This window comes from Haematospirillum sp. 15-248, from assembly GCF_012102665.1.
GTDB lineage: Bacteria > Pseudomonadota > Alphaproteobacteria > Rhodospirillales > Rhodospirillaceae > Haematospirillum.
This window is the reverse complement of the sequence record NZ_JAAVTF010000007.1, coordinates 97,042-119,751: the sequence shown is the minus strand read 5'-3', so window position 1 is coordinate 119,751 and position 22,710 is coordinate 97,042. Positions and strand designations below refer to the sequence as shown.

The following is a 22,710-nucleotide window of genomic DNA, read 5'->3' as shown; positions in this document are numbered from 1 at the left end:
ACAGCACCAGACACCAACAAAACCAGAAAAACCAGTCCCTCAGCGTCGGGACGCACCTTCTAAGCCCCAACGCAAAAATCGTCAACACAATTCCTTAAACAAAACAAAAAAAATTCAAGGGCTACACGGATTCCGGACTCAAAAAGACAACGGACGGACTGTGTTTTAACAGTCCGTCCGTTGATCACACACGATCCGGAAACAAAGTCTCAATGCATTTTAATCAGCACACTTTTTATCGATTCATCGACCAAGGAACTGGCTGCCGCGTCATTCAAGTGTTTAACAATCAACGTTTCTGCCGCTTTTATGCCCAGATCCACAGCCATGCCACGTACTTCAGACAAAGCAGCGTGTTCTGCAAGCTTGATGCGCTCAAGAGCCTGCTGTTCACGACGGGACACGCTCCTTTCAAACACTTCTTCTGACTCAGCTTTAAGGCGCTGAGCCTCTTCAGTCGCATGACGCAAAATCGCATCGACCTCTTTCAAGGCATCGCGTTGACGGCGCTGATAATCAGCCAGAAGAGTCTGAGCATCTTCACGCAAGCTGCGGGCCTCATCAAGCTTGGCCTGAATAGCAACAGATCGGGCATCCAAGGCAGATACCACGGCCTTGAAAACAGGGCGCACGGCAAAAGCAACAACAGAAACAAAAGCCATTGCAACCCAGAACTCGGGGGTCGCATAAAAAGGAGCATGGTGAACTGCGTCACCAGCTGCGTAAGCAGCGGATATCATAATTCAGTCACCTTCCTTGACAGCATCAGCAACAGCAGAGCGAACCCGCTCAGCATCAAACGCCACACCAGACAACTTCGTTGCAGCATCTGAAGCGACAACAGATGCAAGATCCCGGACGGATACCAAGGCGGCATCGCGTGCCTTGGCTATGCGATCTTCCCCATCACGAATCTGCGCGGCGAGTCGAACGCTTACCTCGCGGTTCCTGATTTCAGCTTGGCGTGTCACTTCTTCCTGAGCCTGACGAAGGAGATCCTGCGCCTTGGACCTGGCATCATCCAGTGCCTTTTCATAGGCACGAATAGACGTCTCTGTCTCAGCCTTCAGCTGCTTGGCACGGTCAAGATCGTCTTCCACTGTTCTCTGGCGCTGTTCCATAATCTCGCCGAGCCTCGGGATCGCATACCGCGACACCAAGATGTACAGGAGTGTGAATGTCACCGCCAGCCAGAACAGCTGGGACGCAAAAGTGGATGGTTCAAATTGCGGCATACGCAGCAAGCTCCACGGTCTGGTCGCGAACAGGAAATATCAGATAGCAGACACGGCCCTGAGCCTTCTTCCTGCCTTTCTGAGCGGGTAGCTACACAAGCGGACCCGCATTCTTTACGCTTCCTCCCCCGAATGCGTGGTCCACAACAGGCCACGCAAGCGGAGAAGAACGCACATGCCTGCTTCAGCCAGCAAACAAAACGATCAGTGCCACAACAAGGGCAAACAAGGCAATCGCTTCGGTCACAGCAAAGCCGATCCAGCCATACAGCTCAACGCTTGCCTTGGCCGACGGATTGCGACCAACCGTTGCGATCAGGCTGGACCAAATATTACCCACACCGATACCGGCTCCAATCATGCCAATTGCGGCCAGACCGGCACCAATAAACTTAGCAGCTGCAACTTCCATCTTTCTCTTCCTCTGATGAAAAGAACTGTTGAAAACTTTCAGGAAAATCCTGTCCTACACCCCACACACAGCATGCGGGGCGACCAGCACTACACTGAGGTCAATGCATGTTTATCGCATCATTGAGGTAAATGCAGGCAAGAATGGTAAAGACGTACGCCTGAAGCCCGGCGATAAAAAATTCGAGAACCGTAATACCCGCAACGACGACGAAAGGAACAAAGCCACCGACTATGCCAAGAGCAACGACAAAACCTGCAAGCACCTTCAGCATGATGTGCCCGACCGTCATATTGGCAAAAAGACGGACAGAAAGGCTGAACGGACGGGAAAGGTAAGATATCAGCTCAATCGGGATCAAGATCGGGGCGGTTGCCAGCGGTGCACCATGCGGAAAGAACATGTGCAGATAACCCAGACCATGACGGGCAAACCCAATCACGGTAACAGCCAGGAAGATCACGATGGCCAGCGCTGCCGTAACGGCAATGTGACTGGTAAATGTAAAGGAGTACGGCAGCATTCCAAGCATGTTGCCAAGAAACACAAACAGGAAGAGCGTCAGGATGAAAGGAAAATACCGCATTCCCTCACGTCCGACATTTTCCCGGATCATGTTGGCGACAAACTCGAAGGCCACCTCACCAATACCTTGCCAGCGACCGGGTACCAAAGAAAGACGGCGTGTCGCAAGCCAGAAAAACACAAGAGCCACAAGAACAGCTGCCACCATCGCAGCTGCTGAATTTGTGAAGGCGTAAAAAGGCAAGTTTCCACCGTCAGAAACAACGGGAACTATCGGCTTTACCGTAAATTGCTCAACAGGACTGGCCACCGCACTTCCTCTGCTATCCTCAAGAACCTGCCAAACAGCCCACAACCGGCAACAGGACCGACAGGGACTTCACGCTATCATTGACCGACACCAAAAAAAACCGGGAAGGATCGGGGGCTACCCCGGCCTACCGTTCATGGTGCCTATCCTGGTTATGTCCGGAGCCATCTGCGGAGGTATCCTTATGACGCATGGCGCGACCAAGACCAACTCCATCATCAAGCCCCCTCACAACGCGGTACACATTACTGATACCCGCTGCGCCACCCAAGAACATAAAAATAATCATCAGCCACGGACGCGTACCGAGCCAGCCATCTACAAACCAACCAAGAGCCGTACCGACCAAGGTTGTGACAACCATCTCGACACTGATCCTGGCTGCCACACCAAGCCCGGACATGTTACGCGGACCCGAAGCCTGATCACCGGCGGAGTCTTCATCACGACCACCGGAAGCAGACTGAATCCGGGCTTCCAGATCCGAGAGGGCCCGATGTCGAGCCTGCTTCTCATCCATCGAAACGCCTCTGCCTATACCACCAAGCCGCCGGCAAACCCGGCTGAAAACCGGGCGCACCATATGATTTAGCTGATAACGTGTCAAGCATACCCTCTAGCGCGAGACACCCTTGTGAACAAGAGCGCGGTCAAGAGCCTCAGACAATGCCTCGTAACTCAGGGCACCTGTATACAATGCCCTATCAATGACAAAGGAAGGCGTTGAACGCACATCAAACGTTTCCCTGGCACGCTCCTGTACCTGCTGGATTGAAGCCAGAAGAGACTCGTTGGCAAAACATGCATCAAGATCAGTCTCGCTCATCCCCGCCAGACGTCCTGTCTGCTTCAGGAAGGCCAAAGGATTTTCTGCTGACACCATTGCCTGCTGGCTGGAAAACAGAAGCTCCATAATCTTGTAATAGTGCGCCTCGGGGGCGCAGCGGGCCATCATGGCACCGACCATAGAGAGGCGATCCAGCGGATAATCACGCAAAACAAGCCTGACTTTTCCGGTTTCAATGTGGCTTGCCTTCAGTTTGGGTAACGTCTGACGGTGAAAATCAGCGCAATGCGGACAGGTCAGGGACGAATACTCATAAAGCGTTACCGGAGCATGTGCGGACCCGAGAACCCGCTCGGGGTATCCAGGCGGCAGCGCAAAGTCTGCCGCAAGAACGCCATGCCCTCCCCATACACCCCACACAAGCAGGGTGAAGCAATACAACAGGCTGATACGAACAGAACGCATGACCAACACCACTCCCAATTCTCTTTCATGACTGTGCACAGAACGGACTCATGCCCTATACACAAGCAAATTTCCGGCCCAGTCTAGATCAGGATTAGTGGTTTTGCACGAGTCAGCAGGCACAAGCACTTTGCTTTCTTCTCCTCCTGTTCATGCCGGTGCATTTTTATACACACTGGTTTACAAAAACAGCGGCCAGATATTTTTTATACCGCCACGTGGAGCATCATCCCCATGACCATATCCAGATCACGTTCCTTGCTGCCCGTACTCGTTCTTCTGCTCTCCTGCCTTGCATTGATGGCGCCGGCACAGGCCGAATCGATCCTTGCAGAAGGGGCCTGGTCACGGGCCACGCCGGGTCAGGCACGCAACGGAGCTGTCTTCATGACCCTGCATAACCGGGGAGCCAAAGATGACGCCCTGCTGGGAGCGGACGCAGGCCCCCTCGCAACAAGCGTCGAGATACATACCCACGTGCATGAGGACAACATCATGAAAATGAAGGCTGTTGATACCCTCGCGCTTCCAGCCGGCGCCACAGTCACCCTGATGCCCGGGGGGCTACATATCATGCTGATGGGTCTGAAGGCCCCCCTGTATGAAGGGCAGAGCTTTACAATGACCTTGACCATGCAGAAAGCAGGTACCATAACAATTCCCGTTGTCGTCCGCGCGGTGGGAGCACCTGCTTCTGTCAGCCAAGGCCACAGGTCGGAACAACACGTGCATTGAAGCACCCTGCTGTCACAGACAGAAATCCGGACTTATAAATCACAGGATTTTGGCAGGGGCTACTGCAGTTTTGCCACATTGGCATCAGATCATGCCAAGGTCGACGTTTCCATCAGGAGCCCTCTGCTGTGACTGCAACCATTGCCCTTGTTGATGATGATCGCAATATCGTGGCCTCGGTCTCCCTGTTCCTGGAAGCAGAGGGATTCGTGGTCTCCTGCTTCCATGATGGCTCCGAGGCCCTGCGGAACCTGACCCAGAACCCCCCCGATCTGGCTGTCTTTGATATCAAGATGCCCCGCATGGATGGCATGGAGCTCCTGCAACACCTGCGCAAGACATCGGACATCCCGGTTATTTTCCTGACGTCAAAAGATGACGAGAGCGACGAACTTCTTGGCCTGCGTATGGGGGCCGATGACTACATCACCAAGCCATTTTCCCAGCGCCTTCTTCTGGAACGAATTCGCGCAGTCCTGCGCCGCCGCAACATTGCTTCCACAGCGGGAGGCACCTCGTCTGAAACAGCCATGGTGCGCGGTGACCTGGTACTGGACCCGGCGCGCCACATGGTCAGCTGGAAGGAAAAGCCTGTTGACCTGACTGTAACAGAATTCCTGATCCTGCAGGGTCTGGCCCACAGACCGGGCCACGTCAAGAACCGCGACCAACTGATCGACCTGGCCTACGGCGAGAACATCTACGTTGATGACCGGACCATCGACAGCCACATCAAACGGCTGCGCCGGAAATTCCGCGACGTAGACCCCGAGTTTGCCGAAATCGAAACCCTTTATGGGGTTGGATATCGATACAGGGACTTTTGACTCTGGCCGCATCCCCTCATAACACAGCAACAGAAGGATCAATGACACGGGGGCGTTGGGTATCACCCCTGATGCTCCGCATCTTGGCCGTCAACCTGGTTGCCCCCCTGCTTCTGGTGGCAGGAATCCTGTACCTGAACCAGTACGAGCGAGCGCTTCTGGACTCGGAGATGGAAGCCCTGCGCGGCCATGCCGACCTGATCGCCGCAGCCTTGGGGGAGGGTGCGGTAACAGCCGACACCGCACTGTTCACCGATGCCCGGATTCCGGTTACATGCCACATGCTGGACCGGGTTGAAGCCAGCGCCATGGTTATCCGTCTCGGAAGCCTGAGCGGGGACAGGGTCCGCTTGTTCGACAGCGACGGCATTCTGATTGCAGACAGCACAGGACTATCGCGAAAAAAGCATGCGGTAGAAATGACAGATCTTCCACCGCTGGACAATGAACGTACCTCTTTCCTGCAAGGCTGGGTCAATGCCTTGGCCAACAGCTTACGGGGTCTGCCGGACTATCGGGAATCCGCAGACCAGACAGCCAGCGACTACAGCGAGGTTCTGAACGCTCTGGAACAGGGACGGACCGGCCTTTCGCTGCGCGTTCTTTCCTCCGGCAGACGCCTGATGTCGGCTGCAGCTCCTATCACTTTTTATCGCCACGTTGTTGGCTCTGTCATGGTATCGCGTCCTGATACGGCTGTCGCACGGGGGTTGTACAGAACACGCCGTGACATCCTTAACATGTTCTTCAGCACGCTGACTGTAACAGTACTGGTTTCAGCCTACCTTGGACGGGGCATTGCCCGCCCGGTCCAACAATTGGCCAAGGCTGCAGATCGGGTTCGATCGCAGCGTGGCAGGCATCACCGGATTCCCGACCTGTCTGCACGCCATGACGAAATAGGTGACCTGTCTGTCTCTCTTCATCACATGACCGAGTCACTCTACAAACGCATGGATGAAACGGAACGCTTTGCCGCTGATGTCGCCCACGAAATCAAGAATCCCCTGACATCCATACGCTCGGCCATTGAAACGATCGACCGGCTGGATGATTCCTGCAAGAAAGCCCGCCTGCTGAATATCGTCAAGGATGACGTTGACCGCCTCGACCGTCTTATTTCCGATATATCGGATGCATCCCGCGTTGATGCCGAACTGTCACGTACGGAAGGTACGTTTATTGCCCTGCGCCCGCTCCTTCAAATTCTGGGAGAAGTCTGTACCCCCGCCCTGAACGAACACAAGATCGGGATCCGCCTTGAATTGCCGGAGCATGATACACAAGCCATTGTTCATGGAAGCGAGGACAGGATCGTACAAGTTTTGCGCAACCTGATCGGCAATGCACAATCCTTCTCTCCAGAGGGAAGTACGCTGACCCTTGGCCTTCATCTTTCGGCCAACCGGGCACACATAACCGTTGAAGACGAGGGACCCGGCATTCCCACCGGCAAGGAAGAGGCAATCTTCGAACGTTTCTACAGCGAACGTCCCCGGAAAGAAGCCTTTGGCTCACACTCCGGGCTGGGGCTGTCCATCTCGCGCCAGATTGTTGTCTCGCACGGGGGCACAATCCACGCCGAGAACCGCATGGACGATGTCGGCAATATCATGGGAGCCCGCTTTACCGTCTCACTGCCCTTGGCCACCCCTCTCTCCTTGCCGGACGGTGAGAAGCCCAAATCTGCTGTCAGGGAACACAATCTCCATGCCAGTACTGACTTCAGTGATGCCACGGGATAATCACCCTACAAGCATTCCGGTACACCGGGCCGCATCCAGAGGAACGCACTAAAGATCCCTGGCCTCACCGGCAAAGGACATCAGACAATCAGGGACAGCCATGGCCACCCCGTCTGCTCCCCGGCTTTCCAGATATTCAGCCCGCAGGCGCTTATCCGGACCAGGATAGAAGGTAACATCAAGGACACAGCGCTTGGTCATATACTGCCAGACCTCTGCAGGCTTCTCGACACGGACCCTGTCCGGATGACCCAAGGCGGCCTCGACCGCAACCGTATCCCGGTGTTCAATGGCTGTGCGTTCCGGCACTGAACGCAGACGCGTCGAGGCTTCACGTACGGACGAGGTGCAAGCCAGGGGCAAAGCGAGCACCAACAAGAAAACACCACGAACGATGCGTGATACCAAACGTGAAGCCATCAAAATACCCCCCGCCCGGGACCTTCCACCACAACGGGCAACGCTTTCCCCATATCAAGGCCCTGCAGAATATGCACCATTGCGGCCACGCCCACCAGAGGGGCCAGTATATTGACAAAAGGCACCAATAACAGAACCGCCGTGAAAGTCCCTGCCCACCACAGGCGCCGCCGGTAATAGCGGGACAAGGCATAGACCTCTGTCCGGGATAACCGGCGCAGGGCAACCAGTTCAAAATACTCCCGCCCCAACAGGAAACCATTGACCAACAGAAAGGCAAAGGCATTGACAGGCGGTATGAAATACAAGGGAAGAGCAATCAGGTTGACCAGCAGCGCCAGCCCCGCAAACCTGAGACTACCGGCCAAACTTTCCAGAAAACCTTGCGGACGGGCATCTGGCAGCGTCGGGTAGTGCTCTGCCTCTACCGCCGTAACGATCTCATCCAGGAACAGGCCGACAAAACCCGATAACACGGCAGGAAAAAGGAACAGGGACGCAACGACAACCGCTGCCCCGCCCAGAATGGCCCCACCGGTTTCCCACCACGACGAAGCCAAGGTTGCCAGCTCTCCGAATACCCAGCCAAGCACGACGAATGTAACGCCATACAGGATAACAGCAAAGCATAGTGACAGCAGGATCACGCGGCGAAAACGCGGATCAGGCAGCTGGCTGAAGGCCTTCAGGTAAGATTGAATCACGAAGCCTCCCTTTGAACAAAAACCGGCACGGCCTGACCGTAGCACACTCTTGTATGGTCACAACGCTTGCCGCAACAAAACACCCCGTTATACTCGCGTCCATCACCGGCCCGGCTCTTTTTCTGTCAGACAAACAGAAAGCCGGGCTCCTGTCTCCTTGCATGCGCCCTGACAGCGGGCGACGCCAACCTTCCGGGGCCCGGACATGACCCAGAGCTTTGACATCCTGACAATCGGCAATGCCATCGTCGATATCCTGTGCAAAACCGAGGACAGCTTTATCACCGGACAAGGGCTTGTCAAAGGCAGCATGACGCTGATTGATGAAAAGCAGGCCGATACCCTCTATGAAAAAATGGGGCCAACGATCGAGGCATCGGGCGGCTCTGCCGGTAACACTGCCGCAGGGCTGGCCTCTCTGGGAAGCAAGGTGGCCTATATCGGGAAAGTCGCCAACGATACCCTGGGCAAGGTCTTTACCCATGACATCCGCGCCATCGGGGCCCATTTCGAGACCCCTCCGCTTGTTGATGAGCTGTCTACCGCACGCTCGATGGTCCTGATCAGCCCGGACGGGGAAAGAACGATGAGCACCTGGCTCGGCGCCTGCACGCGGTTGTGCCCGGATGATATAGAAACCTCTATAGTTGAAAATTCGGGTATCACCTATGTTGAAGGCTATCTCTGGGACAAGCCCGACGCCAAGGCGGCCATCCTGAAGGCCATTGAAATCGCACGCAAGGCAGGTAAAAAGTTCTCTCTTTCGCTCTCGGATCCCTTCTGCGTAGACCGGCACAGACAGGACTTTCTTGATCTTCTGGACGGAAGCGTTGATATTCTGTTCGCCAACGAACAGGAGATTTGTCACCTTTACGGGGTTGCAAGTTTCGCCGAAGCAGTGGAAAAGGTACGTGGCCGGGTCGAAGTCGCCGCGCTGACACGCGGGGCTGCTGGCTCTGTAGCTGTCACAGCCGGCCAAACCATTCCTGTACCCGCAGCGGCCGTGCCTGCCGTTGTTGATACGACAGGGGCAGGCGACCTGTATGCCGCCGGATTCCTGCACGGGCTGGTCGGGGGGCGCCCGCTGGCTGAATGTGCCCTGATCGGGGGCATATGCGCGGCAGAATGCATCAGTCACGTCGGGCCGAGACCACAGGTCTCGCTGGCCGGCTTTGTCACGCAACGCCTGGGCAACACCGCGTAAGCACCCCGGGGCGTCGCATTTCTTTCTTTTGGACCGGAACCTGTATGGACCTACGCAATATTGCGATCATCGCACACGTTGACCACGGAAAGACGACCCTGGTTGACGCCATGCTCAAGCAAAGCGGCACCTTCCGCGACAATCAGAAAGTCGCGGAACGGGCCATGGATTCCAATGATCTTGAGCGTGAACGCGGGATCACCATTCTGGCCAAGTGCACATCCGTGGACTGGCAGGGGCACCGCATCAACATTGTAGATACCCCCGGCCACGCCGATTTCGGCGGCGAGGTAGAGCGCATCCTGTCGATGGTGGACGGGGTGGTGCTGCTGTGCGATTCCGCCGAAGGCCCCCTGCCCCAGACCAAGTTCGTGCTGTCCAAGGCCCTGAAGCTTGGTCTGCGCCCGATTGTGCTGATCAACAAGGTGGACCGTCAGGATGCACGTCCGGACGAGGTACACGACGAAATCTTCGACCTGTTCGCCAATCTGGATGCCAGTAATGAGCAGCTTGATTTCCCGACCCTGTTTGCCGTCGGGCGCGACGGGTGGGCCGTTGCCGACCTGGAAAAGGATGAGCGCAAGGATCTGACCCCCCTGTTTAACCTGATCCTGCGCCATGTCCCGGCTCCGGAGCGTAATCTGGACGCTCCGTTCTCCATGCTGGCTACCACGCTGGAAGCCGATCCATACCTGGGCCGGATTCTGACAGGGCGCATTGCCACCGGGCGGGCCAAGCTCAACATGGCCATCAAGGCCATATCCCGCGATGGATCCCTGATCGAACAGGGCCGGGCCTCCAAGTTGCTTGCCTTCCGTGGCCTGCAGCGGATACCGGTGGAAGAAGCGGAAGCCGGCGACATTATCGCCCTGGCCGGCCTGGCCAAGGCGAACGTGGCTGACACACTGTGCGCACCCGAGATTGGAACGCCACTGACAGCCCAGCCCATTGATCCACCAACCTTGGCGATGACCTTCACGGTCAACGACAGCCCCTTGGCCGGTACCGAAGGTGACAAGCTGACCAGCCGGGTGATCAAGGCCCGTCTGGAGCGGGAGGCCGAAGGTAACGTCGCCATCCGGATTACCGAGAGTGCCGACAAGGACAGTTTTGAAGTAGCCGGCCGTGGCGAACTTCAGCTGGGCGTGTTGATTGAAACCATGCGCCGCGAGGGCTTTGAGCTATCCATTTCCCGCCCGCGCGTCCTGTTCCGCGAGGAAAACGGCCAGCGGATGGAACCGATCGAAGAAGTCGTGGTGGACGTGGACGAGGAGTTCTCGGGCACTGTTGTCGAGAAGATGAGCCTGCGCAAGGCCGAAATGACCGATATGCGGCCTTCTGGCGGTGGCAAGCTGCGTATCACCTTCCTGGCTCCGTCACGCGGCCTGATCGGCTATCACTCAGAGTTCCTGACTGATACCCGCGGCACAGGCATCATGAACCGCCTGTATCACAGCTACGCCCCTTATAAGGGGCCCATAGAAGGCCGCCGCACAGGTGTCCTGATTTCCAATGGAAAGGGAGAAGCTGTCGCGTACGCCCTCTTCAACCTTCTGGACCGTGGCCCACAATTTGTCGTCCACAATGACAAGGTCTATGAGGGCATGATTGTCGGGGAGCATACCCGCTCCAACGACCTGGAGGTCAATGTCCTCAAGGGGAAACAGCTGACCAACATCCGCGCAGCCGGCAAGGATGAAGCCGTGCGCCTGCCTCCTCCGAAGAAGATGACTCTGGAAGAGGCACTGTCCTATATTCAGGACGATGAATTGGTCGAGGTGACACCAAAATCAATCCGTCTGCGCAAGCGGTTCCTTGATCCAAACGAACGCAAGCGGGCTGCAAAGGCCGGCACATTCGCCTGACACAAGCACGGGCATTCCGGGGTACGGCATCTCATGTCGGCTCCGGAATAACCGGATACGCTATAAACACACTGATCAGGTTGCCATTCCCGCGAGAGATGCGAAAAAAAGGGCCGTAAACACGCAAAAAGAGCACAGGAAGGTTGACAGAACAGCCTTAATTCTCCTCCATGGCTGTCTTGTTGCAAAAGTGTCAGGGAAATATCGGTATGCAAAACTGGTGGCGCTCCGTCGCAGTCTATGGCGACCGCCGGGTCATGATCATCCTCGTCCAGGGCTTTGCCTCGGGCCTCCCACTTCCCCTTGTTTACGCCACCCTGTCTGCCTGGCTGACAGAAGCCAGCCTCAGCAAGACAGCCATCGGTCTGTTTTCCTGGGCATCCACGGTCTACGCGCTGAAGTTCCTGTGGTCACCGGTTGTAGACCATATTCGCATTCCCCTTCTGACCTCTTGGCTGGGCCGTCGGAAATCCTGGATGCTGGTCTCGCAGATCGCCCTGATCGTTGCCATGACCGGCCTTGGAAGCAGTGACCCTGCAACCTATCTTTGGGGCACGGCCGCATGGACGGTGGCACTCGCCTTTGCTTCGGCGACACAGGACATTGTGATTGATGCCTACCGTATTGAAAGCCTAGAACAGGATATGGCCGGTGCCGGTGCCGGCGGCACTGTTCTTGGGTACCGCATCGGGATGATGGCCTCCGGGGCGGGGGCACTGATTTTGGCTGATGCCTTCGGATGGCAAATCGCCTATGCATCGATGGCCGCACTGATGGCTGGGTGTCTTCTGTTCACGCTTTTCGTACCGGAACCGGAATCCCCACAAGGGAGAATGCGTCAGGAACGCCACGTTACCCAGAACAGCGACTGGATGTACGATACGGTCATTGCCCCGTTTGCCGACTTTATACGCCGGGAAAACTGGGTCTTGGTCCTTCTTTTCATCGCGTTCTATAAATACGGCGATGCCCTGCTTGGTGTCATGGCAAACCCGTTCTACATCGACATTGGCTTCACAAAAACTGATATCGGCGTGGTCAGCAAAACCTACGGCGTTGTAATGACTATTGCCGGCGGCCTGATCGGCGGCGCCATTGTGCTTCGCTATGGTATAATGCGTGCTCTCCTGCTGTGTGGCATCCTGCAAGCTGCTTCCAACCTGGTGTTTGTGGCCCAGGCCATGATCGGTCCCAGTGTTCCGGCACTGGTTGTAACCATCAGCGTGGAAAATCTTACCGGCGGCATGGGGTCGGCCGCATTTGTCGCCTATCTTTCCAGCCTGACCAATGTTGCCTATACGGCAACCCAATACGCATTGGTCAGCTCGTTCATGGCCTTTGCCCGTACCTTCATGGCATCAGGGGGGGGCTGGCTGGCTGACCATGTTACGTGGAGCACCTATTTCATGATTTCTACCCTTGCGGCAATACCGGGTCTGCTCCTGCTGCTTTGGATGATGAAGGCCTTTCCACGACAGAACAGCCAGATTCATGTCTCGGCCATGGCCGACGATTAACGGGGAAATACACGGAAACACCCTGCCCAGCCTTGCCTTTTCATAGGGTTCCCGGCTGGGCAGGGTGTGTCTGGGTACGGGGCGTCACTGGACAATATCTCGCAAATATGGTGTATGGTGCACGGGATTCTCGCGCAGGCGCGGGACTTCCGAAGACCAACGGATGCCACCCTTTTGCCGAGGAGCGACCAATGCCCCTGTGCGGTCACGACACCCTCAAGACCCGACGGACCCTGAAGATTGCCGGGCAGGAATTTGATTATTTCAGCCTGAAAGCGGCGTCGGAAGCCGGACTGGGTGACATTTCCCGCCTGCCTTATTCCATGAAGGTGCTGCTGGAAAACCTGCTGCGCTATGAAGACGGGCGCAGCGTAACCGTTGATGATGTCAAGGCCTGCGCCGCCTGGATCAAGGACCGCCGCTCTGACCGGGAAATTGCCTATCGTCCGGCACGGGTTCTGATGCAGGACTTTACCGGGGTTCCTGCTGTCGTTGACTTGGCCGCCATGCGTGATGCCGTCACCCGGCTTGGCGGTGACCCCCAGAAAATCAATCCCTTGTCCCCCGTCGATCTGGTCATTGACCATTCGGTGATGATCGACCACTTCGGGGCAGTCGACTCCCTGAAAAAGAATATGGACCTGGAATTTGAACGCAACGGAGAGCGTTATGAATTCCTGCGTTGGGGCCAGAAAGCGTTCCGCAACTTCCGGGCCGTACCGCCAGGGGCGGGCATCTGCCACCAGATCAATATTGAACATCTGGCCCGCGTTGCGTGGACCGGCGAAGAAGGCAAACGGACGCTGGTCTACCCTGATACCTGTGTTGGAACGGATTCCCACACCACCATGGTCAATGGGCTGGGTGTTCTGGGCTGGGGTGTCGGTGGTATCGAGGCTGAAGCCGCCATGCTGGGGCAACCCGTGTCCATGCTGATTCCCGAAGTTGTCGGCTTCAAGCTGACCGGAAAACTGCGCGAGGGGATGACAGCAACCGATCTGGTGCTGACTGTTACCCAGATGCTGCGCAAGAAGGGTGTGGTCGGAAAGTTTGTCGAATTCTACGGCTCGGGCCTCGATAACCTGAGCTTGGCGGACCGCGCCACTATCGGGAACATGGCCCCGGAATACGGGGCAACATGCGGCATTTTCCCAGTGGATGAGGAAACCCTCAACTATCTGCGTCTGACAGGACGCCCGGAATCCCAGATCGAGCTGGTCAAGCTCTATGCCATGGAACAGGGCATGTGGCGGACACCAAACTGGGATCCGGTCTTTACAGATACCCTGGAACTGGACATGAACACGGTAGAGGCCTCCCTCGCCGGTCCGAAGCGTCCACAGGACCGGGTAGCCCTGTCCGGGGCAGCCAAGGCCCTGAAGGAAGTCCTGACCGCCGAAGGCATCACCGACCATGGCAAGGGCTTTGCTGTCCCCGGGACGGATTACGAGCTGAACCAGGGCGATGTTGTCATTGCTGCCATCACATCGTGCACCAATACATCAAACCCCAGCGTTCTGATTGCGGCCGGACTTGTTGCCAAGAAGGCGATAGAAAAGGGCCTGAAGCGGGCACCATGGGTCAAGTCGTCCCTTGCACCGGGATCACAGGTGGTGCAGGACTACCTGGAAAAGGCCGGTCTACAGAAATACCTGGATCAGCTTGGCTTCAATATTGCCGGCTTCGGCTGTACAACGTGCATCGGGAACTCGGGTCCTCTGGCTGATCCGATTGCCACCACGATTGATACCAATAAAATGGTGGTGTCCGCCGTTTTGTCCGGTAACCGCAACTTTGAAGGCCGGATCAGCCCGCATGTGCGTGCCAACTGGCTGGCTTCCCCGCCGCTGGTGGTGGCCTATGCCCTTCTGGGCAACATGCAAAAGGACATCACGACCGAGCCTTTGGGAACAGGATCGGATGGCAAGCCTGTGTACCTGAAGGATATCTGGCCAACCACAGCAGAAATCCAGTCAACGGTTGCGTCCTGTGTCACCCGGGCCATGTTTGAAAGCCGGTATACCGACGTCTGGGCGGGCCCGCGGCAGTGGCAGGATATCAAGGTCGGTGAGAGCCAGACCTATTCGTGGAACAACAAATCCACCTATGTCCAGAACCCACCCTACTTCGTCAACATTGCCGACGGGGCCGGAAAGTTCTCTGACATCAAGGGTGCAAGGCCGTTGGCCATCCTGGGTGACTCTGTAACCACGGACCATATCTCACCGGCTGGCTCGATCAAGACCGACAGCCCGGCCGGAAAATACCTGATTGCCAACGGTGTCAGCAAGGCTGATTTCAACAGCTATGGTGCCCGGCGTGGCAACCACGAGGTCATGATGCGAGGCACCTTTGCCAATATCCGCATCAAGAACGAAATGGTGCCGGGTATCGAGGGCGGCATTACCAAGCACATTCCCTCCGGCGAAGTCATGGCCATCTACGATGCCTCCATGAAGTATCAGGCCGAGAAAACGCCGCTGGTCGTCATCGCCGGCAAGGAGTACGGAACCGGCTCATCCCGCGACTGGGCTGCCAAGGGCACCAACCTGCTGGGCGTGAAGGCTGTTCTGGTGGAATCCTTTGAACGGATCCACCGCTCCAACCTGGTTGGCATGGGTGTCCTGCCCCTGCAGTTCAAGGACGGAACCGACCGCAAAACCTTGAAGCTGGACGGAACGGAGATCTTTGATATCATCGGCATTGGAAACGGCATCAAACCGCGCCAGGACGTTCAGGTCACGATTACCCGCGCTGATGGCTCAAAACAGACGATCACTGTCCTATGCCGCATCGATACAGCCGATGAGGTAGAATACTACCGGCATGGTGGTATCCTACAATACGTGCTGAGATCACTGGTCGCCTGATAGACACCAGATACAAAAAAGGGAGGGTGCAAGCCCTCCCTTTTTCATGAACAACCCCGTAGCATCCGCAAAGAGAGTCAACGACCAGCGGCATCGCTGGGCAAGTTGGCCTTGTCCGAAGGGTTGTCAAGGAACGAGCGCAAAACCTTTTCATAGAGAGGAAGGTCAGACGCTACGTAGTTTTTATCCCTCCTGGGAATTTGCAGTCCACCCAATATCTTGAAATAGAAGTAATCAGACAGGACATTTCCCTGCGCCTCCATATTATAGCTAGCGAGAGACGCATCCTCACGCAGGGTATAGGCATAGTCCAAGCCTATACGCACAGCCCCGCGCAACATGACCGGATACCCAAGCTGGTACTGCCAAACGTGGACCATCTCATGCATAAACCATAGCAGGGAGGACACATCAAAATCCCCGTCAGGGTACCCCAAGGCAAAGTCAGCGCGATAATCCTCCTTCCTGAAGTACAAGGAACCGTTTGGTGTCACCGCTGTACGCCGGGTCTGAAAATCAATACCAAAGAAACTGAAAAATCCGCGATTATGAATGCGGACCTTTGAATAATCGATACTGTCCTTAAATATTGAGCGGGCAGCCTGGATTTCGTTATCTGTAAGAGGTCGTTTCTGCATTATTCAGTCACATAGATAGATTTGTTATCGTTATGGAACAACACGCCCCTAGAGGACATGACATTTCACCAGAAAGATAAATAGAAGATGCAGGTAAAAGGCACCAGAGAAATGCAGCCGAACATAGAAAAATTCAGTCTGGAGGCTGCCTTAGGTGTACAGAAAACAGAAAAGAGCCGGAAAAAGCGGGACGGAGCGCGCAGAAACGCACACCCCGTCATGAAAAACGATCCGGTTCTTCTTAGCGAACGAAGACCTGCACCTCTCCGCCAGACACATCATTGCTGGCCGATGTTGTCAGGCGCGTACGATCCGAACCAAGCCCCATATCGCTCAGGGTCCGGATCACCTGCTCGGCATTGCGGCGAACACTTGTTGCCGCCACAGCAGCCTGTCCAGGATTACCATCGGCTGGACTCACAGCAACGATATCAAAGACAGCTGTCGGCTTACGCTCCAGCGCCTGTGATACAGCCTGATACAAAGGCTGTTGGTATTCGACATTCGGCCTGTCAAAGCGGATCACGACCAAAGGACGGCGCTTTGCCTTGTCAGCCGGCATACTGAACGCAGACGACAACGCCATCGCATTAGCCCGTGAAGAAGCACGTGAGCCAAGAGCAGCCCCATACAGCTGACCGCTCTTCACACCCAGAGCCAATGTATTCAGATTTGACCTCTCACTGGCCAGATAGCTCTGCTGGCGGGATATATCCTGCGAAAGATCGGACAGCAGACGCTCAAACAACACCATGGTCTGGTTGGTCTGGTCCTGGAGCATTCTGAGCTGACGGTGATCATCCTCAACAGCACCCGACAAGCCATAAGCAGCATTGATACTGTCAATCAGATAGGCACCCATGGCACTGTCCGAAGACACGTGGCTTGCCAGCCTGTTCATGGCTGTAATGCTGCCGCTTATACCGTCAAGCTGCCTCTGGGCACCACTCCACTGCCTTTGCAGGACGGGGTTGCCCGGCGTAGAGCCAACCTGTAGACGGGCGCTGATCGAAGCCACGGTTTCGTGGTAGGACTTGCTGTCGCTGACAATAGCCGCCCGGAGCTGCTGAAGCTCTTCACCGCGCCGACGCACGGCAGACTGGAGTTGACCCAACTCTCCACGGAACGTGTGTACCTTCTGCCCGACGAACGTACCACCTGATATACCATCGGACAGATCAGCATCCGATACCAAGGGCACGGGCTCCGCTACATCATCACCGCGTGTGACCACGGTCCCGGAGCTGTGATTGCTCTCCAGTGACGGGAACAGTGCATCATTGGCAAAAGAGCAGCCGGACAGAAAGACTGTCACGCCAAGCACCAGAATTCGCGATTTGGTCAGCGGCATCGAATTACCTATGTCTAGTCCGTACCCGGGCAGAGGTCCGACCCGACGGATGAGTCTCAAGGGCGGAAACAGTATCACACTCGACAAGTGTACGGCGGGCTCCCCCTCACCTTCCCGCTTACATGATTTGGGGGAGTGTACTGAAACGTCATCACCGGAACAAGCCGCTTTTACAGCGAGATACGTCCGATTCTATACCGTGGTAACAAAGATGCCCAAGCAAGGAAACAAAAAACGGTAGCCGCAGCAACAATAGACGGGCCTGCAGGCAAATCCCAGAACCATGATCCAGCCAAGCCACACAGAACAGAGAGAGCCGCAAAAAAGACCGATAAAAAAGCCATCGCTTCAGGCGTGCCGGCAAAACGGCGCGCTGTTGCAGCTGGAACAATCAACATCGCTGTAACCAGCAGAACACCTGTCGTCCGTATGACCAAGGCAACAACCACAGCCATCAGGATCATGAACAGGAACTCGGCCCGCCATACGGCAAGTCCCTCGACAAGGGCCAAGTCACGCGACACCGTTACGGCAACAAGAACACGCCACAAAAAGACCAAGGAACATACAACACAAAAGGCCCCGCCCCATATAACCAGGACATCGCCCTGCGCAACAGACAGAATGTCGCCGAAAAGAAAACTATGCAGGTCGATCCGTATGCCACTTGCATCCGAGGTCACAAGCGCCAGCGCAATCATGCCAAATGAAAGCCCGGCATGCGAGAAGATGCCAAGCAGTGTATCCGCAGCCACCAGGCGCTGCCGGCCCAGCGCCACAAGAAGCAAGGCAATCACCAGACCAAGAACAACAACCGAGGCCGTGATACCCGTTCCCAGAAACAATCCGGCAGCCACGCCCAACAGCGCAGCGTGCGACAATGCATCGCCGAAGTAGGCCATACGTCTCCAGACGACTAAACAACCCAGCGGCCCCACGGCAACAGCCATTCCCAAGCCGGCCAACAGGGCTCGCACCATGAAATCATCCATCACTTCATATCCTTGGGAACAGGCCCTGTATGCGCCTCATGACCATGAACAGAACAGTCCGCGCTGATTGTCCCGTCGGGGTTATGATGGTGGTGATGCCCCTCGTGCCCGTACCAGGCAATATGCCCCGCCGCTTCCGGACCGAAAAGACGTTCCCACACAGGATCACGGGCAACTGCACGAGGATGGCCAACGCAGCAAACATGGTGATGCAGGCACACCACACGATCTGTAGCAGCCATCACCACGTGCAGATCGTGAGAAATCATGACAACAGCGCACCCATGCACCGTGCGCAAGCGGGCAATAAGATCATAAAGGTCTGTCTGTCCCCGGTAATCCACACCCTGGGCCGGCTCATCCAGAATCAGCAGGTGTGGACGGGACAACAGGGTCCGCGCCAACATGACACGCTGAAACTCCCCACCAGACAAATCCTGAACCCGGGCCTGGAAGAGGTGCGCAACACCCGCTTCCTCCAAGGCTGTACGTGCTTCCTGTTCACGAATACGACCGGTCAGGGAGAGCAGGCGATACACTGTCAGAGGCAGAATACGATCAACATGCAAGCGTTGCGGCAACCAACCAATCCGAAGGCCGGGACAGCGCTCCAGCACACCCTCGCCCGCAGTCTCAAGACCAGCCAGAACACGGACCAAGGTTGTTTTTCCTGACCCGTTCGGACCGACAATGGTCACGATTTCGCCCGCAGCAACCGAGAAGTCAACGTTATCGAGAATCCTGCGTCCATCACGAACCAGAACCAGCCCCTTTGCAGAGATCAGGGGAACGGTGCTCATGGATGTTCCCCCACCGGGCTGGCAAAACAGTCCGGGCACACCCCCATGATCTCCACAATCTGGGCCGAGATGGCAAAACCTATACGGTCAGCAGCAGAGGATACGGCACGCGCAATCGAACCATCCTGCGTTTCGGCAACCTGACCACAACGGCTACAGATGAAAAACCAGACACCGCTGATGACCGAATGGCCGGCATCGGAACAAGCCACAAAGGCATTCAGGCTGTTAAGACGATGAGCCAGACCCCATTCCACCAGAAAGTCCAGCGCCCGGTACACCGCCATCGGGGCAACACGCCCCCCGGCCTCATTCAGGCGGTGTAAAATACCATATGCACTGACAGGACGATGATCCTCCCACAGAATCTCCAGAACCTGGCGCCGCGCTGCCGTCAACCTAGCTCCCCGCTGCACACACAGCGCTTCAGCCCTGTCCAGGGCACTTTGACGGCACCGTCGATGATCATGGTCGGGGGCTGGAAAGGGAATCATAACCTGCCTGTCTCTCCTGAAAGCGGGGGCATCATGTCACAGAACAACGCGCTTGCCAAAGATGTTATGTTATAACATAAAAATAACCTCCCCCATGTCCCATGTGGAGCTCACCCCTCATGTTTGCCTCCCTGCGCCTCACGATCGCCGCTTCCCTTGCGCTGGTCGCAATACCGGGCAACCCAGTCCACGCATCCGTTCCTGTTGTTGTTGCGTCAATTACACCTGTCCACGCCTTGGTCTCAGGCGTCATGGCTGGCGTTGGAACCCCGGTTCTTCTGGTGCCCCCCGGACAGTCCCCACACACCTATACGCTCAGGCCATCCGATGCCCGTGTTCTGGCATCGGCACAGACTGTATTCTGGATCGGCGATGCCTTGGAAACCTTTTTGCCAGGGACACTGAAGTCTCTCTCTCGGGCCAAGGCCGTTTCACTCCTGGAAGCACCGGGGATCATACGACTTCCCGTACGGAGCGGCGGGCTGTGGGAGCATGCCGAACACACCCACCACCATCATGCAGAACGCGGACAACACAGCCATCACCACCAAGGAGCTGACCCGCACATCTGGCTGGACCCACGCAACGCGGTGGCCATGGTCAAGGCTATCGCTCATACCCTGTCAGAACAGGACCCTGACAACGCACACACGTACCGCACCAATGCAGCCAACCTGCAAACACGGCTGAGAACGCTGGAAGAACATATGGATCATACACTGGAACCAGCGCGTCACTTGCCCTTCCTGATCTTCCACGATTCCATCCAATACATCGAAAATCGCTTTGACCTGCACGCCATTGGCGCTATCGCCATCGACCCCTCCCTGCCCCCCGGTGCCCGGCACTTGAACCGTATACGGGAGACTGCACGTCAGCACCGTGTATCCTGCCTGTTTGCAGAACCCTCCTCTCCTCGTCGAACAGTAACCCAGATTGCACGGGAGACCGGCACCCGGACCAGCGAACTTGATCCATTGGGAGGCGGAGACCCCCGTGAAACCGGCTATGAAAGCTATACACAACTTATGAATGATATAACTGCCAGCTTGGCATCCTGCCTTACCGGGGGAAATATTCAGCACCGGCATTAAAAATACGGGCCTATGCATTTTTCTCTTGCCTGTAGACCCGCAAGCCGATAGAAACCCGGTCCTCGGCGGAAGAAAGCCACCACAAATGGCGCCAAAGAGAAAAAGCGTGCCCTGCACCCGTAGCTCAATTGGATAGAGCATCTGACTACGAATCAGAAGGCTGGAGGTTCGAGTCCTTCCGGGTGCGCCATAAAAACCCCCGCGACTGAAACATGTCGCGGGGGTTTTTGCTTTAAAAACAATGCATTAACGGGACCCCTTCTGCCCCCTCCGGGTTTGGGATACGTTAAATAGCGCGTTTTTGGATACATTTTTGGATACATTTTTGGATACATTTTTGGATACATTGGGATCGCAAGGTGACCAGTCGCTATATCGTACAGCAAGGGCGTACACTCTATTTCCGGCGACGGGCACCCATCGATCTGGCGCCTCAGCTGGGTCGTTTTGTGAAGATTGCGCTCGGCACAGACAGCTTCGATGTGGCACGGCGGCTTGTCGGTCACATCAATACTGCCGTCGAGACCTATTGGGCGGAACTGCGCCTTGGTGGCGAAACAGCAGCCCTGCGTGAACGCTATCAGCGTGCCGTCGCGCTTTCCCGCCGCCTGGGCTGGGTGTACCGCCCTCTTTCCGAGCTGGTGGCCGGGCCGGTCGGAGACGCTGTCGAGCGCCTTGAATCCCTTCAGGATACCGTGACACCTCCCACCATTGTCGCTGTTATGGGCGGCGTTGAGCGGCCTGTCCTGCTTCTGTCCGATCTTTACCCCGAATATGCCCGCCTGACCCCGGAACTGCTGCGCGGAAAGAACGAAAGGCAGATCCGGGGCTGGCGTCTGGCCCGTGAAAGGGCCGTCCGCAACCTGATCTCTGTGATTGGAGACAAACCACTGACAGAGGTAACCCGCACCGATGCCCTGATATTCCGTGACTGGTGGGCCGTTCGCCTGGGGGCGGAGAACCTTGCCGTCAACACGGCGAACCGTGACCTGATCCATATCAAGGGCATGATCCGGGTTGTTGATGAAAAGCTGGGGCTTGGCTTCAAGAATCCTTTTGCCGACCTGATGTTCCGCGAAACCGATGGAATGGGCAAAAACCGTGGCGAGACCGTCTCGACAGACTGGATCCGGGGAACGCTTCTTGGGCCGGGTGCGTTGTCCGGCGTGAACGAGGAAGCCCGCTGCCTGGTTGCCATTCTGGTGGAAACCGGTGCACGCCCCGGGGAGATCTGCGGGCTGGAACCCGAGGATATCTTGCTGGAAGGGCCCGTTCCCCACATCAAGATCAGGCCAAATGCGGTGCGCGCCATCAAGACATCGCAATCAAGGCGGGATATTCCGTTGGTCGGGGCCGCTCTGGAGGCAGCCCGGCAGCTTCTGCAAAACGGAGGCATCCAGCGCTATCGCGGCAAGACAGACAGCTTTACCACGGCGATCAACAAGTACATGAACGAGCACAATCTGTTCGAGACAAAAACCCAGAGCCTGTATTCCCTGCGACATGCGTTCCAGGACCGGCTGATCGCCGTAGACGCACCCGACCGTATCGCAGCGGAACTAATGGGACACACTTTCCACAGACCCCGCTACGGGGCCGGAGCAACGCTGAAGCACAAGCAGGAATGGCTGGAAAAAATCGCCGTCGGCTGAATGCGTGAGGGCGGAATATTATGTGTTTACTTGGATAGATACATGACTGGATTGCCTGTTATTGTATT

At 56.3% G+C, this 22,710-nt stretch carries 22 protein-coding genes and 1 tRNA gene; 10 read left to right on the top strand and 13 right to left on the bottom strand.

Annotated elements, in window-relative coordinates; translation table 11 throughout:
* Window positions 1–209: 209 nt before the first annotated feature.
* From HEQ72_RS07835 to HEQ72_RS07810, 6 genes are all read right to left on the bottom strand, one after another.
* Entirely contained in the window at window positions 210–740 is a 531-nt protein-coding gene (locus HEQ72_RS07835) for a F0F1 ATP synthase subunit B (protein WP_168021052.1), read from the bottom strand.
* 3 nt (window positions 741–743) lie between these two features.
* Window positions 744–1,235: a F0F1 ATP synthase subunit B' gene (locus tag HEQ72_RS07830; RefSeq protein WP_168021050.1), complete on the bottom strand. Its 492-nt coding sequence runs from the start codon at window positions 1,233–1,235 to the stop codon at window positions 744–746.
* A 184-nt stretch (window positions 1,236–1,419) separates the two neighbouring features.
* Window positions 1,420–1,647, bottom strand: a complete 228-nt coding sequence (locus tag HEQ72_RS07825) for a F0F1 ATP synthase subunit C (RefSeq protein WP_066136568.1) — start codon at window positions 1,645–1,647, stop codon at window positions 1,420–1,422.
* A gap of 100 nt (window positions 1,648–1,747) precedes the next feature.
* A complete protein-coding gene (locus tag HEQ72_RS07820) occupies window positions 1,748–2,482 on the bottom strand; it encodes a F0F1 ATP synthase subunit A (RefSeq protein ID WP_168021048.1) in 735 nt (244 codons plus the stop codon).
* Window positions 2,483–2,609: 127 nt separating this feature from the next.
* Window positions 2,610–3,002, bottom strand: coding sequence for an AtpZ/AtpI family protein (locus HEQ72_RS07815; protein WP_168021055.1), 393 nt, complete (start codon window positions 3,000–3,002; stop codon window positions 2,610–2,612).
* 96 nt (window positions 3,003–3,098) lie between these two features.
* Complete coding sequence (locus tag HEQ72_RS07810) at window positions 3,099–3,734, bottom strand: DsbA family protein (protein ID WP_168023049.1); 636 nt, start codon at window positions 3,732–3,734, stop codon at window positions 3,099–3,101.
* A gap of 234 nt (window positions 3,735–3,968) precedes the next feature.
* Between HEQ72_RS07810 and HEQ72_RS07805 the strand changes: the two genes are divergently transcribed.
* From HEQ72_RS07805 to HEQ72_RS07795, 3 genes are all read left to right on the top strand, one after another.
* Window positions 3,969–4,469 carry a copper chaperone PCu(A)C gene (locus HEQ72_RS07805; protein WP_168021046.1) on the top strand — a complete coding sequence of 167 codons (501 nt, stop codon included), beginning with the start codon at window positions 3,969–3,971 and terminating at the stop codon, window positions 4,467–4,469.
* A 128-nt stretch (window positions 4,470–4,597) separates the two neighbouring features.
* Window positions 4,598–5,296 (top strand): response regulator transcription factor, encoded by a 699-nt coding sequence (locus HEQ72_RS07800; RefSeq protein WP_168021045.1) that lies wholly within the window; start codon window positions 4,598–4,600, stop codon window positions 5,294–5,296.
* A 41-nt stretch (window positions 5,297–5,337) separates the two neighbouring features.
* Window positions 5,338–7,041: a stimulus-sensing domain-containing protein gene (locus tag HEQ72_RS07795; RefSeq protein WP_168023048.1), complete on the top strand. Its 1,704-nt coding sequence runs from the start codon at window positions 5,338–5,340 to the stop codon at window positions 7,039–7,041.
* 48 nt (window positions 7,042–7,089) lie between these two features.
* Here HEQ72_RS07795 and HEQ72_RS07790 read toward each other — a convergent pair whose 3' ends face one another.
* Window positions 7,090–7,461, bottom strand: a complete 372-nt coding sequence (locus HEQ72_RS07790) for a hypothetical protein (protein WP_168021043.1) — start codon at window positions 7,459–7,461, stop codon at window positions 7,090–7,092.
* Window positions 7,461–8,165 carry an EI24 domain-containing protein gene (locus tag HEQ72_RS07785; protein WP_168021042.1) on the bottom strand — a complete coding sequence of 235 codons (705 nt, stop codon included), beginning with the start codon at window positions 8,163–8,165 and terminating at the stop codon, window positions 7,461–7,463. The genes HEQ72_RS07790 and HEQ72_RS07785 overlap by 1 nt, the downstream gene beginning before the upstream one ends.
* Window positions 8,166–8,370: 205 nt before the next feature.
* Here HEQ72_RS07785 and HEQ72_RS07780 point away from each other — a divergent pair, with 205 nt between their 5' ends.
* From HEQ72_RS07780 to acnA, 4 genes are all read left to right on the top strand, one after another.
* The gene (locus HEQ72_RS07780; RefSeq protein ID WP_168021041.1) at window positions 8,371–9,369 is read left to right on the top strand and encodes an adenosine kinase; all 999 of its coding nucleotides are present in this window, start codon (window positions 8,371–8,373) and stop codon (window positions 9,367–9,369) included.
* A gap of 44 nt (window positions 9,370–9,413) precedes the next feature.
* The gene (gene typA / locus HEQ72_RS07775; protein ID WP_168021039.1) at window positions 9,414–11,234 is read left to right on the top strand and encodes a translational GTPase TypA; all 1,821 of its coding nucleotides are present in this window, start codon (window positions 9,414–9,416) and stop codon (window positions 11,232–11,234) included.
* A gap of 209 nt (window positions 11,235–11,443) precedes the next feature.
* Window positions 11,444–12,751, top strand: a complete 1,308-nt coding sequence (locus HEQ72_RS07770) for an AmpG family muropeptide MFS transporter (protein WP_168023047.1) — start codon at window positions 11,444–11,446, stop codon at window positions 12,749–12,751.
* A gap of 191 nt (window positions 12,752–12,942) precedes the next feature.
* Window positions 12,943–15,621 carry an aconitate hydratase AcnA gene (gene acnA, locus HEQ72_RS07765; RefSeq protein WP_168023046.1) on the top strand — a complete coding sequence of 893 codons (2,679 nt, stop codon included), beginning with the start codon at window positions 12,943–12,945 and terminating at the stop codon, window positions 15,619–15,621.
* 77 nt (window positions 15,622–15,698) lie between these two features.
* Here the strand turns inward: acnA and HEQ72_RS07760 are convergent, their stop codons facing one another.
* From HEQ72_RS07760 to HEQ72_RS07740, 5 genes are all read right to left on the bottom strand, one after another.
* Window positions 15,699–16,259, bottom strand: a complete 561-nt coding sequence (locus HEQ72_RS07760; RefSeq protein ID WP_168021033.1) for a Rhs element Vgr protein — start codon at window positions 16,257–16,259, stop codon at window positions 15,699–15,701.
* Window positions 16,260–16,500: 241 nt separating this feature from the next.
* Window positions 16,501–17,610, bottom strand: coding sequence for a hypothetical protein (locus HEQ72_RS07755; RefSeq protein ID WP_168023045.1), 1,110 nt, complete (start codon window positions 17,608–17,610; stop codon window positions 16,501–16,503).
* Between the two features lie 170 nt (window positions 17,611–17,780).
* Window positions 17,781–18,602 (bottom strand): metal ABC transporter permease, encoded by an 822-nt coding sequence (locus HEQ72_RS07750; protein ID WP_209316218.1) that lies wholly within the window; start codon window positions 18,600–18,602, stop codon window positions 17,781–17,783.
* Entirely contained in the window at window positions 18,602–19,402 is an 801-nt protein-coding gene (locus HEQ72_RS07745) for a metal ABC transporter ATP-binding protein (RefSeq protein WP_168023043.1), read from the bottom strand. Before HEQ72_RS07745 ends, HEQ72_RS07750 begins: the two co-directional genes overlap by 1 nt.
* Window positions 19,399–19,896, bottom strand: a complete 498-nt coding sequence (locus HEQ72_RS07740; protein ID WP_168021029.1) for a Fur family transcriptional regulator — start codon at window positions 19,894–19,896, stop codon at window positions 19,399–19,401. Before HEQ72_RS07740 ends, HEQ72_RS07745 begins: the two co-directional genes overlap by 4 nt.
* Before the next feature lie 119 nt (window positions 19,897–20,015).
* Between HEQ72_RS07740 and HEQ72_RS07735 the strand changes: the two genes are divergently transcribed.
* The 3 genes from HEQ72_RS07735 (at window position 20,016) to HEQ72_RS11745 (ending at window position 22,642) form a co-directional block, all read left to right on the top strand.
* Window positions 20,016–20,990, top strand: coding sequence for a zinc ABC transporter substrate-binding protein (locus HEQ72_RS07735; RefSeq protein WP_168023042.1), 975 nt, complete (start codon window positions 20,016–20,018; stop codon window positions 20,988–20,990).
* 113 nt (window positions 20,991–21,103) lie between these two features.
* Window positions 21,104–21,180 (top strand) — tRNA-Arg (locus HEQ72_RS07730).
* Window positions 21,181–21,349: 169 nt separating this feature from the next.
* A complete protein-coding gene (locus HEQ72_RS11745) occupies window positions 21,350–22,642 on the top strand; it encodes a DUF6538 domain-containing protein (protein WP_168023041.1) in 1,293 nt (430 codons plus the stop codon).
* The last annotated feature ends 68 nt before the right edge of the window (window positions 22,643–22,710 follow it).

Coding starts and splice junctions, on each gene's coding strand:
- HEQ72_RS07835 (WP_168021052.1), bottom strand. CDS start 740: ATGATATCCGCTGCTTACGCAGCTGGTGACGCAGTTCACCATGCTCCT.
- HEQ72_RS07830 (WP_168021050.1), bottom strand. CDS start 1,235: ATGCCGCAATTTGAACCATCCACTTTTGCGTCCCAGCTGTTCTGGCTG.
- HEQ72_RS07825 (WP_066136568.1), bottom strand. CDS start 1,647: ATGGAAGTTGCAGCTGCTAAGTTTATTGGTGCCGGTCTGGCCGCAATT.
- HEQ72_RS07815 (WP_168021055.1), bottom strand. CDS start 3,002: ATGGATGAGAAGCAGGCTCGACATCGGGCCCTCTCGGATCTGGAAGCC.
- HEQ72_RS07810 (WP_168023049.1), bottom strand. CDS start 3,734: ATGCGTTCTGTTCGTATCAGCCTGTTGTATTGCTTCACCCTGCTTGTG.
- HEQ72_RS07805 (WP_168021046.1), top strand. CDS start 3,969: ATGACCATATCCAGATCACGTTCCTTGCTGCCCGTACTCGTTCTTCTG.
- HEQ72_RS07795 (WP_168023048.1), top strand. CDS start 5,338: ATGACACGGGGGCGTTGGGTATCACCCCTGATGCTCCGCATCTTGGCC.
- HEQ72_RS07790 (WP_168021043.1), bottom strand. CDS start 7,461: ATGGCTTCACGTTTGGTATCACGCATCGTTCGTGGTGTTTTCTTGTTG.
- HEQ72_RS07780 (WP_168021041.1), top strand. CDS start 8,371: ATGACCCAGAGCTTTGACATCCTGACAATCGGCAATGCCATCGTCGAT.
- typA (WP_168021039.1), top strand. CDS start 9,414: ATGGACCTACGCAATATTGCGATCATCGCACACGTTGACCACGGAAAG.
- HEQ72_RS07770 (WP_168023047.1), top strand. CDS start 11,444: ATGCAAAACTGGTGGCGCTCCGTCGCAGTCTATGGCGACCGCCGGGTC.
- acnA (WP_168023046.1), top strand. CDS start 12,943: ATGCCCCTGTGCGGTCACGACACCCTCAAGACCCGACGGACCCTGAAG.
- HEQ72_RS07760 (WP_168021033.1), bottom strand. CDS start 16,259: ATGCAGAAACGACCTCTTACAGATAACGAAATCCAGGCTGCCCGCTCA.
- HEQ72_RS07755 (WP_168023045.1), bottom strand. CDS start 17,610: ATGCCGCTGACCAAATCGCGAATTCTGGTGCTTGGCGTGACAGTCTTT.
- HEQ72_RS07750 (WP_209316218.1), bottom strand. CDS start 18,602: ATGGATGATTTCATGGTGCGAGCCCTGTTGGCCGGCTTGGGAATGGCT.
- HEQ72_RS07745 (WP_168023043.1), bottom strand. CDS start 19,402: ATGAGCACCGTTCCCCTGATCTCTGCAAAGGGGCTGGTTCTGGTTCGT.
- HEQ72_RS07740 (WP_168021029.1), bottom strand. CDS start 19,896: ATGATTCCCTTTCCAGCCCCCGACCATGATCATCGACGGTGCCGTCAA.
- HEQ72_RS07735 (WP_168023042.1), top strand. CDS start 20,016: ATGTTTGCCTCCCTGCGCCTCACGATCGCCGCTTCCCTTGCGCTGGTC.